This is a genomic window from Ramlibacter sp. (assembly GCF_013697775.1).
Taxonomy (GTDB): domain Bacteria; phylum Pseudomonadota; class Gammaproteobacteria; order Burkholderiales; family Burkholderiaceae_C; genus Ramlibacter.
Genome location: NZ_JACCWG010000294.1, coordinates 1 through 15,558 on the forward strand (window position 1 = coordinate 1; position 15,558 = coordinate 15,558).

A 15,558-nucleotide genomic window follows, 5' to 3' on the forward strand; every position below is an offset into this window, starting at 1 on the left:
CCGCTCGACAATCGCGAGTTCGTCGAGACGGGACGTTCGCGCCGGCGCGCGCCCTGGCGGCGTGCCACGGTCTTCGCGCGCGACTGCGCGACAGCCGACGTGCTCACGAAGTGGGCCTTGCAGTCGCCCGCGCCATCGCTGCAACTGCGCGCGGCGCTGCGCGAATGTGGAGCACGCCTGTGGCGGGACTGAAGGATCACCACCGCCACACGGGTTGGTCGGCCGTCGGGCTCGCGTGGCTCGCCACGGTCGCCGCCGGGCTGTGGCTTTCCGGCACAGTTCTTTTCGGTTGGAGGCCCGACGAGGCTCTCGAGAGCGGCGTCGCTCTGATGGCGGCGCGCCATTGGATCATCGTGCTGCACGGCGCTCTCGCGTGGTTAGCTTGCCTGCTCGCGGGCCGCTGGGTCTGGCCCCATGTGCCGCAGGTGTGGCGCCGCCGCGGCCTGATGCGTGCCTGGGTGCTCGGCATCGCGACGCTCGTGACCGGGTTGCTGATCGCGTTCAGCGGCTTGGCGCTGCTCTATGCGCCCGCATCTGTGCGCGATGCCTCCTGGCGTGTCCACGCCTGGGTCGGCATCGCCTGGTTGCCGCTGGTGGCGCTGCATTGGCGTTGGCGTCATCGGTAGAATACCAATTCGCCGGTACACGGCGTCTCGCTGCCCTCATGCGGCCTCGACCCTCCGCCGCTGCGCCACGAACTCTGCGAACCGATCCAGCCCCACTTCAATCTGCTCCGGCGTCACCGCGCTGAGCGACAGGCGCAGTTGATGCGCCCCGCCCTTGCCGTCGTAGAAATGCTTCATCGGCGTCCACAGCACGCCATGCTTGCTCGCCGACTGCAGCAGCGCTTCGTCGTCGGCCACGAACGGCACCGTCACCACCACGAAGAAGCCGCCCTTGGGTGTGTTCCAGGTCAGCTGCCCCGGCGCGCCGGCCGGGAAACGCGCGGCCAGGCCGGCGAGCAGCTGGCGCAGGTTGTCGCGGTACACGCCGATCTCGCCCTTGTTGGCTGCCGCCAGGCTGTAGCCGTGCTCCAGCAGCTTGCCGCCGGCGATCGCCTGCGCCAGCGGCGAGGTGTTGACAGTCAGCATGCTCTTGATCTTCGACAGTTCGTCGGCCAGCAGGCCCGTCGTTGCATCGGTGCCGCGCACGCGCTGGTCGGCCACCGCATAGCCGATGCGCACGCCCGGAAAGCACGTTTTCGCCAGCGAGCCCAGGTACACCACGCGGCGCTGCGTGTCCAGCGCCTTCAGCGTAGGCACGCGTGGGCCATCGGCGGCCTGGAACAGGCCGTACGGGTTGTCTTCCAGCAGCAGGATGCCGTGCTCCTGCGCGATCGCCAGCAGCGCCTGCCGGTCGGCCAGGTCCAGGCTGGCGCCCGACGGGTTGGCGAAATCGGGCGTCACGTAGAGGGCGCGCGGGCGCTTGCCGGCCGCGCGCGCGGCGCGGATCTGGCGCACCAGGTGGTCCAGGTCGATGCCGCGCTCGCTTTCATCCACCAACCAGATCTCGCGGTCCAGCAGCCGCGCCGCGCCGGTCAGGCCAACGTAGCACGGCGACACGGCCAGCACCACGTCGTCGGCATGGCCGCACAGCGCGCGCAAGGCCAGGAACATCGCTTCCTGGCAGCCGACGGTGACGACGATGGATTCGGGATCGACGTCCATGCCCTCGTCCACCGCCAGATGTTTTGCCAGCAGCTCGTGGATGATGCCCTTGGTGCGCCCGTACTGCAGCAGCAGGCGCTTGGCCTGCGCCTCGCTGGCGCCCTTGTCCTGGCGCAGGTGGTCGATGAAGCGCTGCAGGTGGCGCGGCACGGCGTCGAGGTCGAAGAAGCGCTCGGTCGGCCGGCCCGCCGCGAACGAGACGGCATCGGGAAAGCGGCCCGCCACCTCGTTGAGGAAGTTCATGGCTTCCAGCGCCGGGTCGCGCAGCGACGGATGCAGGTCCTCGACGTCGAGGTCCGCGGCGGTGGTGGTGTCGATGGCGTGTGCGTTCATGCGATCTCCGCGCGTCCGGCCGCGCGCTCCAGCTCGATCGACGCGTACAGCGCCTTGATGTTGCCGCTGCCGAATGTCTGCGCGCCGCCGCGCTCGATGACTTCCATGAAGAAGGTTTTCCGCGGGTGCGTGGACCGGGTGAAGATCTGGTACAGCCGCCCGGCATGGTCCTCGTCCACCAGCACGCCATGCGCGCGCAGCGCCGGGATCGGGTGGCCGGTGCGGCCCAGCCGCTCGGGCAGCCGGTCGTAGTAGGTGCCGGGGGTTTCGCGAAAGGCGATACCCTGTGCCCGCAGCGCATCGACCGAGCGCAAGATGTCGTTGGAGGTGAAGGCCAGGTGCTGGATGCCGCCGCCGCCGTTGTCGCGCAGGAATTCCTCGATCTGCCCCGGCTCGGACGCGCTGTCGGGCTCCAGGATCGTCAGGGTGACGTCGCCGGCAAGATTGCGCACCACCTGCGAGTTCATCGCCTGCGCGCCGATGACGACGCGCTCTTCGAAGATCTGCTGGAAGCCCATCACCGCAACGTAGAAGTCCACGGTGGGAACCAGCCGCCCTGCTTCCACGCAGACCGCGATGTGGTCCAGGTGCTGCAGCCCGATCTTGGGCGAAAGGCCGGTCGGCGGCACCGGCAACACGCCGGGAAAGCGCCTGTCCGAGGACGCATCGCTCAGGCGCTGGATCAGCGTGTGGCGCACGCTGCCGAAGGCCGCGATGCACGCCGTCAGCACGCCGTCGCGCTCAGCCGGCGCATGCAGCGCAGTGGCGCCCCGCGCCACCGCCAGCGCGAACGCAGCGCGCACGTCCGGTGTCGCCAGCGCGATGTCGGCCACGCCGTCGCCATGCCGGCGGACATAGGCGCTGGCGTCGTGGTCGCTGGAGTGGCCCTGCGTGACGACCAGGCACGCCGCGCCTTGCCGCAGCAGCACCGCATGGTGGCTGGGCGTGCCGGGCGGGCTGCGCCCTTCGATCTCGAAGCCGAACTTCGCCGCCAGTTCCCCGGCCGCGCGTTCCGCGTCGGCCGCGTCGAACCCCAGGTGGTCCAGCCGTGCCTGCTGCAGTGGATCATTCGTTTTCAACATGGATCTCCGTGCTCAGGACACCGCGATGCCGCTCTCGCCCAGCGAGACCGTGCGCTTGCCGTACAGGCGTTCCGACACCAGGCCGGCGGCCCGGCAGTGCGCCACCAGCTTGTTCGATTCGACGATCGGCGCCGAGGTGTCGTCGTACACGATGCTGGTGATGTGCGAGAACCAGGGCTCCGCGCCCATGGCGTACACGAACACCGCTTTGGGGTCGAACCGCGCGACGATGTCGCGGGCGCGCTCGAAGTCCGATCCGCTCAGGCGGCGCGAGTTGTCGTGGGCCATGTTCAGGCGCGCCGGCATCAGCGCGCCATACAGCCATGACATGGGCCCGCCGGTGCACTCCATGCCGATGAACACCATGTCCTGCGGCCCGATGCGCGGCGCCAGGCGTTCGTACAGCCGCGGGTCCAGGTTGTTGGAGTCCGCCAGGCACAGCACCGAACGCTGCCCCAGGCGCACGCTGTAGCCCAGCTTGCTGCGGATGTGCAGGTCGCCATGCTCGCCCAGGAACGGCAGCCCCACGATGGAGCCGCCCGGGATCGGCAGCGACTCCAGTTCGTCCAGCTCCACCACCGAGTCGAAGCCCGCATGCACCAGCGCGAACTTGAGCGACGGGTCCTGCAGCGTGCCGCCGTTGGTGCGCGGCACCACGATCGTGCCGATGCGGTGCCGCAGCTGCAGCAGCGTCTCGAACATCGCGTGGTCCTGGTGGTTGTGCGTGATCAGCACGTAGTCCAGCTTGTCGGGCAGGTCCGCGTAGCTGAACCGGTCGATGCCGCCCTGCATCGGGTAGCCGATGCTCGGGTCGGTGAGCAGCGACACGCCCTCGTGTTCCAGCAGCACGGTGGCGTGGCCGAAGTACCGCACGCGCACTTCGCCGGCGGCCGACGGGGTGTAGCTGCGCGCCGGCGCGTCCGCGGTGAAGAAGTCGGCCAGCGTGACCGTGCTGCGCTCACGGCGCGGCACCGCGGCCAGCAGGGCCTGCAGCTCCGCGTCGGCGATGCCGCTGGTGCGCGCCCGCGCGAGCTGGTCGTACACGCCGTCGCGAAACGGCGCTTCCACCAGCAGGCCGTCCGATTCGTCGAGCAGCGGCGCGCTCAGGATGAACGGCCGCACGTCCTGCTGCAGCAGGCGCAGGAACACCGATTGGTGCCTGGGCTCGTACAGCGGGCTCGCGTACAGCAGCGGCTCGATCAGGCGCAGCGAGGGCGCGTTGTTCAGGTCGTAGCCCAGCTCGCACAGGCCGCGCAGGGCAGCGGGCAGCTTGGGGTACAGCGGCTCCAGGCTCGACCCCTTGTCGTGGCGCAGCAGCAGCTTGTTGGCCTCCTCCAGCGCGGTGGCGAACTCCATCTGCAGCGTGCAGTCGCGCGCCAGGCTGTCCAGCAGTTCCTGCGGCAGCGCCATGTCGCCGCCGAAATCGATGAAGGGGCCGCCGCGCAGCGACGGGTCCTCGGTCGCCATGGCATGGTCCTCCGGGCTTTCGACGAAGGACTCCAGGATCGGCAGCAGCCGGTTCTTCAACACCATCGCGAAGGTGGCCGGCGAGACCATGAACGGCCACGCATACCACCTGCACACCAGCGGCTCGAACACCGCGTTGCTCTTCAAGTACCAGGTCTTCATACATCAACTCCGCAAAATCGGTTCCATGTGGCTGGCCAGCACCGCCGCGATGCGCGCGGCGGCGTCGGGCCGCAGGATGGACAAATGGTCGGCGTCGGCCAGCACGGTGGCCGAGCTGTCGCCCGGCCGGCGCGTCCACGCCAGCCAGTCGGTGCGCAGCGCGCTGGCCTTGTGGTTGGCGCCGGCCCAGAACAGGTGCAGCGGCGCCTCGACGGCCGCCGGCTGGAACTGCCGGGCGATGGCGGTGTGGCGCAGCAGGGTCTTGTGCCGCGCGACCAGCGTGGCCGCCACATCGGGCGGCAGCAGTTCGGCGGCCAGCGCCTCGGGCTCTTCGGCGATGCGCCGCCGCAGCGTCGCCGCGTCCATGCCGGCGGCGCTCGCCCGTCCGGCGGCGCGCGCCAGTTCGGCCTTGTCCAGCAGGCCGCTGGCCTCGAGTGCGCGGACCACCATCTCGCCCGACTGGGCCTTCAATTCGGCGTCGCTGGTCGCGGCGTCGGCGATGTAGCTGTCCAGCAGGGCGACCCAGCGCACGGCCCGCCCGCGCGCTTCCAGCAGGTGCGCCACGCGCATGGTCAGCAGCCCGCCCATCGACCAGCCGGCCAGCGCCACCGGGCCGGGCTCCTGGGCGGCGACGTGGTCCGCATACAGCGCGGCAAGCGCCTCCAGCGTGTCGGGCTCTTCGGCGCCCACGCTGTCCGGCGAACGGATGCCGTACACGCGCAACCGGTTCTCCAGCGCGCGCGCCAGCGGCGTGAAGGTCTGGATCTCGCCGCCCGCGCCGTGCACAAGGAACAGCGGCTCGCGCGCGTCGCCGCCGGTGCCCTCTTGCATGCGGACGAGCAGCCCCAGCCGCGGCGCGGGCGCGGGGACGGATGCCGCCGGCTTGGCCCCGGCGTCGCGCAGCGTCACGCCGGACGCCAGTTCGGCCAGCGTGGGCGCGGCGAACAGGTTGCGCACGTTGGTGGAGATGCCCTGCTTGCGCAGCTGCGACATCATGCTCACCGCCATCAGCGAATGGCCGCCCAGCTCGAAGAAGTTGTCGCGCCGCCCGACCCGCTCCAGACCCAGCAGCTGCGCCCACACGGCCGCGACCTTTTCTTCCACCGGGCCCTGCGGCGGTTCGTAATTCGCCTGGCCGGTGGCGCCGGCGTCTTCCGGCGCGGGCAGCGCGCGGCGGTCGATCTTGCCGCCGGGCGTAAGCGCGAAGGCGTCCTGCAGCACGTAGTGCGCCGGCACCATGTACTCGGGCAGGCGCTCGCCAAGCGCGGCGCGCAGTGTCGTCGCCGTGACCGGCTCGCCCGATTGTTCCGGTTGCGCCACAACGTAGGCCACCAGGCGCTTGTCGCCCGGGGTGTCCTCGCGCGCCAGCACCACCGCCTCGTGCACGCCCGGCTGGGCAGCCAGCGCGGCCTCGATCTCGCCCAGCTCGATGCGGAAACCGCGGATCTTCACCTGGTGGTCCACGCGCCCCAGGTACTCGATGCGGCCGTCGGGCAGCCAGCGCGCCAGGTCGCCGGTGCGGTACATGCGCGCGCCCGGCGCGCCGAACGGATTCGGCAGGAAGCGTTCGGCCGTGAGTTCGGGGCGGTGCAGGTAGCCGCGTGCCAGCCCGTCGCCCGCCACGTACAGCTCGGCGGCCACGCCGGCGGGCACCGGCTGGAAGGCCGCGTCCAGTAGGACCACCTGGGCGTTGCTCACCGGCCGCCCGATGGGGATGGGCCCGGCGGCGTCGCGTTCCACCGGCGTCCAGGTGGACGCCACCGTGTCCTCCGACGGTCCGTACATGTTGACCACCTGCCGCACGCCGGTGTTGCGGTAGACCTGCTCGACCAGCTGCGCAGACAGCGCCTCGCCGCCGCTGGCCAGCACGCGCACGCTGGGCGGGATGGCGCCGGCGCGCTCCAGCTGCGCGATGGCCGAGGGCACGGCGCTCATCAGCGTCAGCGGCGCCGCGCGCAGCGCGGCGTCGTCCACCAGCGCCAGCACGTTGGTCTGCACCAGCCACACGGTGCCGCCGCAGGCCAGCGGGCCGAACAGCTCGAACACCGAGAAGTCGAAGTTGAGCGAGGTGGCGGCCAGCGCGTCCTGCAGCACCTCGCGCGGGAACGCCTGATGGATCCAGGCGACGAAGGCGCTCAAGCCGCCATGGCGCACTGCCACGCCCTTGGGCCGGCCGGTAGAGCCCGAGGTGTAGATCACGTAGGCCAGGTGCTCCGGCCCGACGCCCGATTGCGGATCGTGCACGGGCTGGTCCGCGAGCGCCGCCGCTTCGTCATCCACGCACAAGGTCTCGACGCCGTGCAGCCGTTCGCGCAGCGCCGCCTGCGTGACGACCAGCCGCGGCGCCGCGTCGTCCAGCATGCCGCGCACGCGTTCCTCGGGGTAGTTCGGGTCCAGTGGCAGGTAGGCGCCGCCGGCCTTCAGGATGGCCAGCAGGGCCGCGACCATGTCCGGGCCGCGCTCCATGAACAGGCCGACCAGCGTGTCCGGCTCGACGCCGCGCGCGCGCAGGGCATGAGCCAGGCGGTTGGCACGCTCGTTCAGCGCACGGTAGCTCAGGCGCGCGTCGCCGCACACCAGCGCCGGTGCGTCGGGCGTGCGGGCGGCCTGCCGCTCGATCAGCTGGGTGGCGGTGACATCGTGCGCGTAGGGCGCCGCGGTGGCGTTCCAGTCCACCAGCAGCCGCTGGCGCTCGGCCGGCGGCAGCGCGTCCACCCGGCCGATGTTCGCCTCGGGCTCGCGCTCCAGCAGATCGGCGATCTGCTCGATGGCGCGCTGCATCGCGTCGCACACGCTTTCCGGCGAGACCGGGCCGGCGCTGATCTGGATGTTCAGGGCAAAGTCGTCGCCGAAGTCGTCCACCATCAGCACCAGCGGGTAATTGCTGCGGTCGGCCGATTCCAGCACCTCCATGCCGAGGTCGACTGTGTCGGCCGCACCGGTGTCGGTGCCGGGCGCCTCGTCGCGCTTGGCGCCGTGGCGGTGGTTCATGAGCGCGGTGAACAACGGCGCCTGCGGCGGCAAAGCACTGCAGCGCTGCGCCAGCGCCAGCACCGCATGCTCGTGCACCAGCAGTTCGGTCAGCATGCGGTGCACGCCCTGCAGGCTGTCGCGCACGCTTTGCGCGCCCAGGCGCACGCGGATCGGCAGCGTGTTGATGAACGGGCCCATGGCGCTCTCGGAGTCCACGCCGCTTTTCATGCGGCCCAGCAGCACGGTGCCGAACACCACATCCGACGGCCGGCCGCTCGCGCGCGCCAGCACCTGCGCCCAGGCCAGGTGCATCAGGCTGGCCGCGCTCACGCCGTGCTTGCGCACCAGCTGGCGCACCCGCCGCGACAGCGCGGGGTCCAGCATGCGCCGCGTGCGCGCCAGCGCGGCGTCGCCGCGCGTGTCCAGCAGCCCGAAGGGCGCGGTCGGCTCCTCCACGTCGCCCAGCATGTCTTTGAAAAAGGACTCGTGCTCGGCCTGCGGCACGCGCCGCGCGTGTGCCACGTAGTCGCGGAACGGCACCGAGGGCGGCAGCAGGTCGGCCTGCCCGGCCAGGATGGCGCCGATCTGCTCGACCAGCACGCGCAGCGACACTGCGTCGCTGATCAGGTGGTGGCACAGCATCTGCAGCAGCCAGCGCCCGCGCGGCACGTCGCGCGCCACTGCGCAGTGCAGCAGCGGCGCGGCGCGCACGTCCATGCGCAGCGGGCGCGCGCGCAGCCACGTCTCCGCGTCTCCATCCGCCGCTGTGCTGATCTCCAGTTCCTCCACCGGCAGCGATGCGTCGCGCAACACCACCTGGACCGCATGGCGCAGCCCTTCCCAGGCGAAGCCGGTGCGCAGGATGTCGTGGCGGCGGATCAGCGCCTGGAACGCCTCCAGGAAGCGGTCGACGTTGTGCCGCTCGGCGAATGACAGCAGCGTACGGTGCAGGTAGATGTCCTCCTGCTGCACCAGCATGTGGTGGAACAGGAAGCCTTCCTGCAGCGGCGCCAGCGGGTAGATGTCCTGCACGTTGGCCGCGCCGCCGGGCACCGTGGCGACCACCGCGTCGATTTCCGCCTGCGTGAGCTCTACCAGCGGCAGCATGTCGGGCGTGATGGCGGCCGCATCCGGCGCGATGCGGCTCGCCGGCACGGGCACGGCCTCCTGCACGCTGTCGCGCAGGTCGATGCTGGCGGCCAGTTCGGCCAGGGTGTTGGCGGCGAACACGGCGCGCACGCTGGTGGAGATGCCTTGCCGGCGCAGCTGCGCGATCAGGTTGACGGCCATCAGCGAATGGCCGCCGAGTTCGAAGAAGTTGTCCTGCCGCCCGACCCGCTCCAGGCCCAGCAGCTTGGCCCAGGCCGCGGCGACTGCCTCTTCCACCGGCCCTGCCGGCGCCTCGTAGTCCGCCTGCCTCATGGCGCCGGCACCTTCGGGTGCCGGCAGCGCCTTGCGGTCGATCTTGCCGTTGGGCGTGAGCGGGAAAGCGTCGAGCGCGATGACGTGGCTGGGCACCATGTAGCCCGGCAGCGACCGCGCCAGCGCCGCGCGCAGCGCCTCCGCCTCGATGGCCTGGCCTTCGCGCGCGGTCACGTAGGCCACCAGCTGGTTGTCGCCCCCCGCGTCGCGGTGCGCCAGCACCAGCGCCTCACGCACCTGCGGGTGCTGCGCGAGGTGGATTTCGACCTCGCCAGGCTCCACGCGGAAGCCGCGGATCTTCACCTGCAGGTCGGTGCGTCCCAGGAATTCCAGCGCGCCATCGTCCAGCCAGCGCACCAGGTCGCCGGTGCGGTACAGGCGCGCGCCCGGCTGCGCCGCGAACGGATCGGGCACGAAGCGCTCGGCCGTGAGGTCCGGGCGCTGCAGGTAATCGCGCGCGACGCTGGCGCCGCCCAGGAACAGCTCCCCGGGCACGCCGGCCGGCAGTGCGCTGGAGGCGGCGTCGAGCACGTAGACAGTGGTGTTGCCCAGCGGCCGGCCCAGCATCTGGCGCGCCGCGGGTTCGCCGGCGTACGGGTGCGCGGTGCAGATGATGGCCGCCTCGGTGGGGCCGTACAGCACGCGGACCTTCGCGTTGGGGAAGGCTGCGTGCATGCCCTCCAGCAGGTCGGGCGCGACCGCGTCGCCGCCGGTGAAGACACAGCGCATGCCGGGCAGCGTGCCCTCGCCTGCACGTTCGCCCTCACGTTCCCCTGCACCGCGCATCTCCTGCACGATGCGGCGCATCAGCGCCGGGACGGCATGCAGCACGGTGCAGTCGGCGAGCCCGGCCACGAAGGCCGGCACGTCCAGCACCCGCTCGCGCGAAATCAGCCGCACGCTGGCGCCCGCCAGCAGCGGGAGCAGCACCTCGAACAGCCAGATGTCGAACGTGAAACTGGCCGTCGCGTGGACCTGGTCGGCAGGCCCGAAGCCGAACGCCTCGCGCGCCGCCACCAGGGTGGCGGCCAAACTGCCGTGCTGCACGCGCACGCCCTTGGGGCGGCCGGTGGAGCCGGAGGTGTAGATCACGTAGGCCAGGTCGTGCGGGGCCGCCGGGGCTGGCGGGTCGGTGTCCGGCAAGGCGTGCAGCAGGGGCTGGTCCTGGTCCAGCCGGAACAGCGGGAACCCGTGGCCCGGCGGCAGCGCGCCGGCCAGCCGCGCCAGCGTGAGGACCAGCGCCGGCGCGGCTTCCTCCAGCATCACCGCCAGCCGCTCGGCCGGGGCGGACGGGTCCAGCGGCAGGTAGGCGCCGCCGGCCTTCAGCACGGCCAGCACGCCGACGGTCAGCTCCAGCCCCGGCTGCGCGCACAGGCCGACCAGCACCTCCGGCCCTACGCCACGCGCGCGCAGGTGATGCGCGAGGCGGTTGGCGCGCGCATTGAGTTCACGGTACGTGAGCTGCTCGCCTTCGAACACCAGGGCGATGGCGTCGCCGCCGGCGCGCACCTGGGTTTCGAACTGCCCGACCACGGTGGCCTCGGGCGCGGACGGCACGGCGCCGGCGTTCCATTCGACCAGCTGCCGGTGCAGTTCCTGCTGCGACAGCACCTGCACCTCGCGCATCGGCGTGCGCGGCGCCTGTTCCAGCAGCGTCACCAGGCTGTCCAGCGCCACGGCCATGAAATCGCAGATGCGCGCGGGCTCCACGCGGCCGCCCTGCACCTGCGCGGTCAGCGCAAAGTCCTCGCCCAGGTCCTCGACAACCAGGGTGAGCGGGTAGTTGGTGCGCTCCTCCGTGTGCAGCACCTGCAGCTGCAGCTCCTCGGAATCCCCGTCATCGATGGTCTCGCCCAGGTGCACAACGTTGTGCCGGTAGTTGAGCAAGGCGGTGAACAGCGGCGCCTGCGCCGGCAAGGCGCTTGCGCGCTGCGCCACCGCCAGCGAGGCGTGCTCGTGCACCAGCAGCTGCGCCAGGTCGCGGTGCGCGCGCTGCAGGCTGTCGCGCACGCCCTGCATGCCCAGCCGGATGCGCACCGGCAAGGCGTTGATGAACGGCCCGAGCACCAGCTCGGCGCCCTCGCCGCTGCGCATGCGGCCGAACAGCACCGTGCCGAACACCACGTCGTCCGTGCGGCCGCAGCTGCGCGCCAGCACCTGCGCCCAGGCCAGGTGCATCAGCGCGGCCACGCTCACGCCGTGCTGGCGGGCCTGGGCACGCGCGCGGCGGGCCAGCACGGCATCCAGCGCCGCGTGGGCCTCGGCCGTGCGCACGCCGTCGCCTTGCGTGTCGGTCAAGCCGAACGGCATGGTCGGCTCCTCCACGTCGCCCAGCATGGCCTTGAAAAACGCTTCGTGCTCGGAGGCCGGCATGCGCCGCGCGTGGGCCACGTAGTTGCGAAACGGCATCGCCGGCGCCAGCCGGTCGCCCCGGCCGCCCATCACCGTGAGGATCTGCCCGATCAGAAGGCGCAAGGTGGTAGCGTCGTCCACCAGGTGGTGGAACAGGATTTGCAGCAACCAGCGACCGCTGGTTGCTTCGCTGTCCGAGCGGCCGTTGCCGGCGTCCTGCGCGACGAAGCAGCGCAGCAGCGGCGCCTGCCGGATGTCCAGCCGGTACAGGCGCGGGTCGTGCAGTTCGCGCAACTGCGCGGCCGCGTCGCCGCCGCCCGGCAGCTGAAGTTCATCGACGGCCAGGCGCGCCTGGCGCCACACCACCTGCACCGGCTCGGGCAGGCCTTCCCAGGCGATGGCGGTGCGCAGGATGTCGTGGCGCGCCACCACCTCCTGGAAGGCGTCGATGAAGCGGTCCAGCTGCCCGCGCTGCGCGAACGCGAGCACGGCCTGCTGCAGGTAGGCGTCGCCCTGCTGCGCCAGCAGGTAGTGGAACAGGAAGCCCTCCTGCAGCGGCGCCAGCGGATAGATGTCCTGCACGTTGGCCGCGCCGCCGGGCACCTGGGCCACCACCGCGTCGATCTCGGCCTGCGTCAGCGCCACCAACGGCAGCATCTCCGGGACGATCGCCGTGGCGTCCGGCGCAATCCCGTTGGGCGGCACGACGAAGGCGCCCGTGTCGGCCGAGGCCAGCGCCGCAAGCGCGGCCAGCGTCGTGGCCTCGAAGATGGCATGCACGTCCAGCGCCAGGCCGTTTTGGCGCAGCGCCTCGGCCATGCGCACGGCCAGCAGAGAATGCCCGCCCAGCTCGAAGAAGTTGTCGTGCCGCCCGACGCGCTCCACGCCGAGCAGGTTTTCCCACAGGGCGCCGATGGCCTGTTCGGCGGCGCCTTGCGGCGCTTCGTAGCCGCGGCGCGTCACCGCATCGGCGTGCGGCGCCGGCAAGGCCTTGCGGTCCACCTTGCCGTTGGGCGACAGCGGAAACGCTTCCAGCAGCACGTAGTGCGCCGGCACCATGTACTCGGGCAGGCGGCGCGCGAGCGCGGCGCGCAGGTCGGCGGCTTGCGGCTTCTCCTCGGGGGCTACCAGCACATAGGCCACCAGCCGCTGGTCGCCGGCCACGTCTTCGCGCGCCAGCACGGCCGCGTCGCGCACGCCCGGCTGCGCGGCCAGCGCCGCCTCGATTTCGCCCAGCTCGATGCGAAAGCCGCGCACCTTCACCTGGTGGTCGATGCGGCCCAGGTAGTCCAGGCTGCCGCCGGGCAGCCAGCGCGCCAGGTCGCCGGTGCGGTACATGCGGCTGCCGGCTTCGCCGAACGGGTCCGGCACGAAGCGTTCCGCCGTGAGGTCGGGGCGGCCGACGTAGCCGCGTGCCAGGCCGATGCCGGCGATGTGCAGCTCGCCCGCCACGCCCTGCGGCACCGGGTTGAAGTGCGCATCCAGCACGTGCATGCGGATGTTGGCGATGGGCCGCCCGATCGGCACGCTGGACAGTGCCGGGTCGGCCCGGCAAGCCCAGGCGGTCACGTCCACCGAGGCTTCGGTAGGGCCGTAGAGGTTGTGCAGTTCCACGCCGGGCAGCACGCGAAAAAAGCGGTCCTGCAGCTCTTTGGGCAGGGCCTGGCCGCTGCACAGCACGCGCTTGAGGCTGGCGCACTGCGCCGGCTGCGCCTGGCCCAGGAACACCTCCAGCATCGGCGGCACGAAATGCAGGGTGGTGACGGCCTCGCGCGCGATCAGCGCGTCCAGGTACGCCGCGTCCTGGTGGCCGCCGGGGCGCGCCATCACCAGCCGCGCGCCGTGCAGCAGCGGCCAGAAGAATTCCCACACCGACACGTCGAAGCTGAACGGCGTCTTCTGCAGCACGCTGTCGTGTTCGGTCAGCCCGTATTCCTCCTGCATCCATTGCAGGCGGTTGACGATGCCCGCGTGCGGCACGCCGACGCCCTTGGGCCGGCCGGTGGAGCCGGAGGTGTAGATCACGTACGCCAGATCCGCCGGAGCGGCACCGGATGCGACAGGCGTTGCCGGCGCTTCGGCGATGCGCGGCCAGTCGGCGTCCAGCCGCAGCACCGGCACATTGCTGGCGGGCAATCGCTCCTGCAGGTGCGCCTGCGTCAGCACCAGCTGGGCCTTGCAGTCCTCCAGCATGAACGCCAGCCGCTCCTGCGGATAGCCGGGGTCCAGCGGCACGTAGGCAGCGCCGGCCTTCAGGATGCCGAGCAGGCCCACCACCATGTCCAGCCCGCGCTCGGCGCAAACCGCCACCAGGCCGCCGGCCGCGATGCCGTGCAGCCGCAGCGTGTGGGCCAGCTGGTTGGCGCGGGCGTCGAGTTCGGCATAGGTCAAGGCACCGGCCTCGGCGGAGAGCGCAATGCGCTGCGGCGTGCGCGCGGCCTGCGCCTCGAACATCTGCGCCAATGTCAGGCCGCGCGGATAGTCGCACGCCGTGTCGTTCCATTCCACCAGGATGCGGTGTCGCTCGGCGTTGTCCAGCAAGGGCACCATCGACAGCGGCCGGTCGGGCTGCGCCGCCACTGCTTCCAGCAGCGTGCGGTAGTGCCGCGCCAGGCGTTCCATGGTGTCGGCGTCGAACAGGTCGCTTGCGTATTCGACGACGCCCGCCAGGCCGCCGGCGCCCTGGTCCATCAGGAACAGCGACAGGTCCAGCTTGGAGGCGTTGGAGGTGGTGGCGTCGCGCGGCAAGCGCGCCAGCCGCAGGCCGGGCAGCGCCAGGCCCTCGTCGCGGTAGTTCTGCAGCGCGAACTGCACCTGGAACACAGGCGGTCGCGAGCGGTCGCGCACCGGGCGCAGTTCCTCCACCAGCTTTTCGAACGGCAGGTGCTGGTGCGCGAAGGCGTCCAGCGCCGTGTCTTTCACGCGGTGCAGCAGGGCCAGGAAGCCGGGATCGCCCGAGACGTCGGCGCGCAGCGCCAGCATGTTGACGAAAAAGCCGATCAGGCCTTCGGTGGCGCGGTGCGTGCGCCCGGCCACCGGCGTGCCGACCACGACGTCCTGCTGCCCGCTCCAGCGCGCCAGCAGCGACTGGAACGCGGCCAGCAGCGCCATGAAGAGGGTCGCGCCTTCGGCCTGCGCGAGCGCCTGCAGCTTGTCCACCAGCGCCCGAGGCAGCGTGAATTCATGGTTCGCGCCGCGGAAGGCCTGCACCGGCGGGCGCGGATGGTCCAGCGGCAGGTCCAGCGCCGCGGGCGCGCCGGCCAGGCGCTCTTTCCAGTAATCCACCTGGCGGCGCAGCGCGTCGCCCTGCAGCCAGCCGCGCTGCCACAGCGCGTAGTCGGCGTACTGGACCGGAAGGTCCGGCAAGGGCGATGGCTCGCCCTTGGCGTAAGTCGCGTAGAGCGCGCCCAGTTCCTGCACCAGCACGCCCGAGGACCAGCCGTCCGACACGATGTGGTGCATGGCCAGCACGGCCACGTGCTCCTGCGGCGCCAGCCGCAGGAGCAGCGCGCGGAACAGCGGTCCACGCGCCAGGTCGAAGGGCAGGTGCACGAAGTCGCGCGCGCGATCGTGCGCCGCGCGTTCGCGCTCCCCCGCGTCCGCCATGGCCGACAGGTCGGCGCGCTCCAGCGCGAAGCGCTCCGGCCCGTCGATCACCTGCGCGGCCGTGCCGCCGGGCGACGACGGAAAGCGCGTGCGCAGGGCCTCGTGGCGGCGCACGATCTCGGACAGCGCGCGCTCAAACGCGCCGTCGTCCAGCTGGCCGTGCAGGGTCAGGCCGTTTGCGATGTGGTACGCGGTCCCCAGGTGTTCCAGGCGGTCCAGCAGCCACAGCCGCTCCTGCGCGAACGACAGCGGCAGCTGCTCCGGGCGCGGCTGCGCGGCGGCCAGCGGCGGCGGTTCGGTGTTGGCGGCGGTGTCGCGCAGGAAGGCGATCAGCTCGGGCTTCAGAGCACGCACCTGTGCGATGCGCGCGGGCGTCATCGCGCCCTTGGGCGCCTGGAAGCGCAGCTCGCCGCCTTCCAGCCACAGCCGCACGGCGTCGCGCCGCAGTTCGTTGATCAATGCCTGGACGGGGTTCATCGGGGTTGCCTGTTCTT

At 71.6% G+C, this 15,558-nt stretch carries 6 protein-coding genes; 2 read left to right on the forward strand and 4 right to left on the reverse strand.

From position 1 onward, the window contains the following. Both H0U68_RS14730 and H0U68_RS14735 read left to right on the forward strand, forming a co-directional pair. A partial coding sequence (locus H0U68_RS14730) for a hypothetical protein (RefSeq protein WP_296356856.1) occupies window positions 1-192 on the forward strand: 192 nt, incomplete at its 5' end. Beyond that, window positions 180-626, forward strand: a complete 447-nt coding sequence (locus H0U68_RS14735; protein ID WP_296356858.1) for a hypothetical protein — start codon at window positions 180-182, stop codon at window positions 624-626. The genes H0U68_RS14730 and H0U68_RS14735, both read left to right, overlap by 13 nt. Before the next feature lie 36 nt (window positions 627-662). Here H0U68_RS14735 and H0U68_RS14740 read toward each other — a convergent pair whose 3' ends face one another. Genes H0U68_RS14740 through H0U68_RS14755 form a run of 4 tightly spaced genes read right to left on the reverse strand, consistent with a single transcriptional unit; the run spans window position 663 to window position 15,541 of the window. Beyond that, window positions 663-2,000, reverse strand: a complete 1,338-nt coding sequence (locus H0U68_RS14740) for a PLP-dependent aminotransferase family protein (RefSeq protein ID WP_296356860.1) — start codon at window positions 1,998-2,000, stop codon at window positions 663-665. After that, on the reverse strand, window positions 1,997-3,079 hold the full coding sequence (gene hppD, locus H0U68_RS14745) for a 4-hydroxyphenylpyruvate dioxygenase (RefSeq protein WP_296356862.1): 1,083 nt from the start codon (window positions 3,077-3,079) through the stop codon (window positions 1,997-1,999). The genes H0U68_RS14740 and hppD overlap by 4 nt, the downstream gene beginning before the upstream one ends. Before the next feature lie 15 nt (window positions 3,080-3,094). Next, the gene (locus H0U68_RS14750; protein ID WP_296356864.1) at window positions 3,095-4,711 is read right to left on the reverse strand and encodes an MBL fold metallo-hydrolase; all 1,617 of its coding nucleotides are present in this window, start codon (window positions 4,709-4,711) and stop codon (window positions 3,095-3,097) included. Window positions 4,712-4,714: 3 nt separating this feature from the next. Continuing rightward, window positions 4,715-15,541: a non-ribosomal peptide synthetase gene (locus tag H0U68_RS14755; RefSeq protein WP_296356865.1), complete on the reverse strand. Its 10,827-nt coding sequence runs from the start codon at window positions 15,539-15,541 to the stop codon at window positions 4,715-4,717. Between the last annotated feature and the right edge of the window lie 17 nt (window positions 15,542-15,558).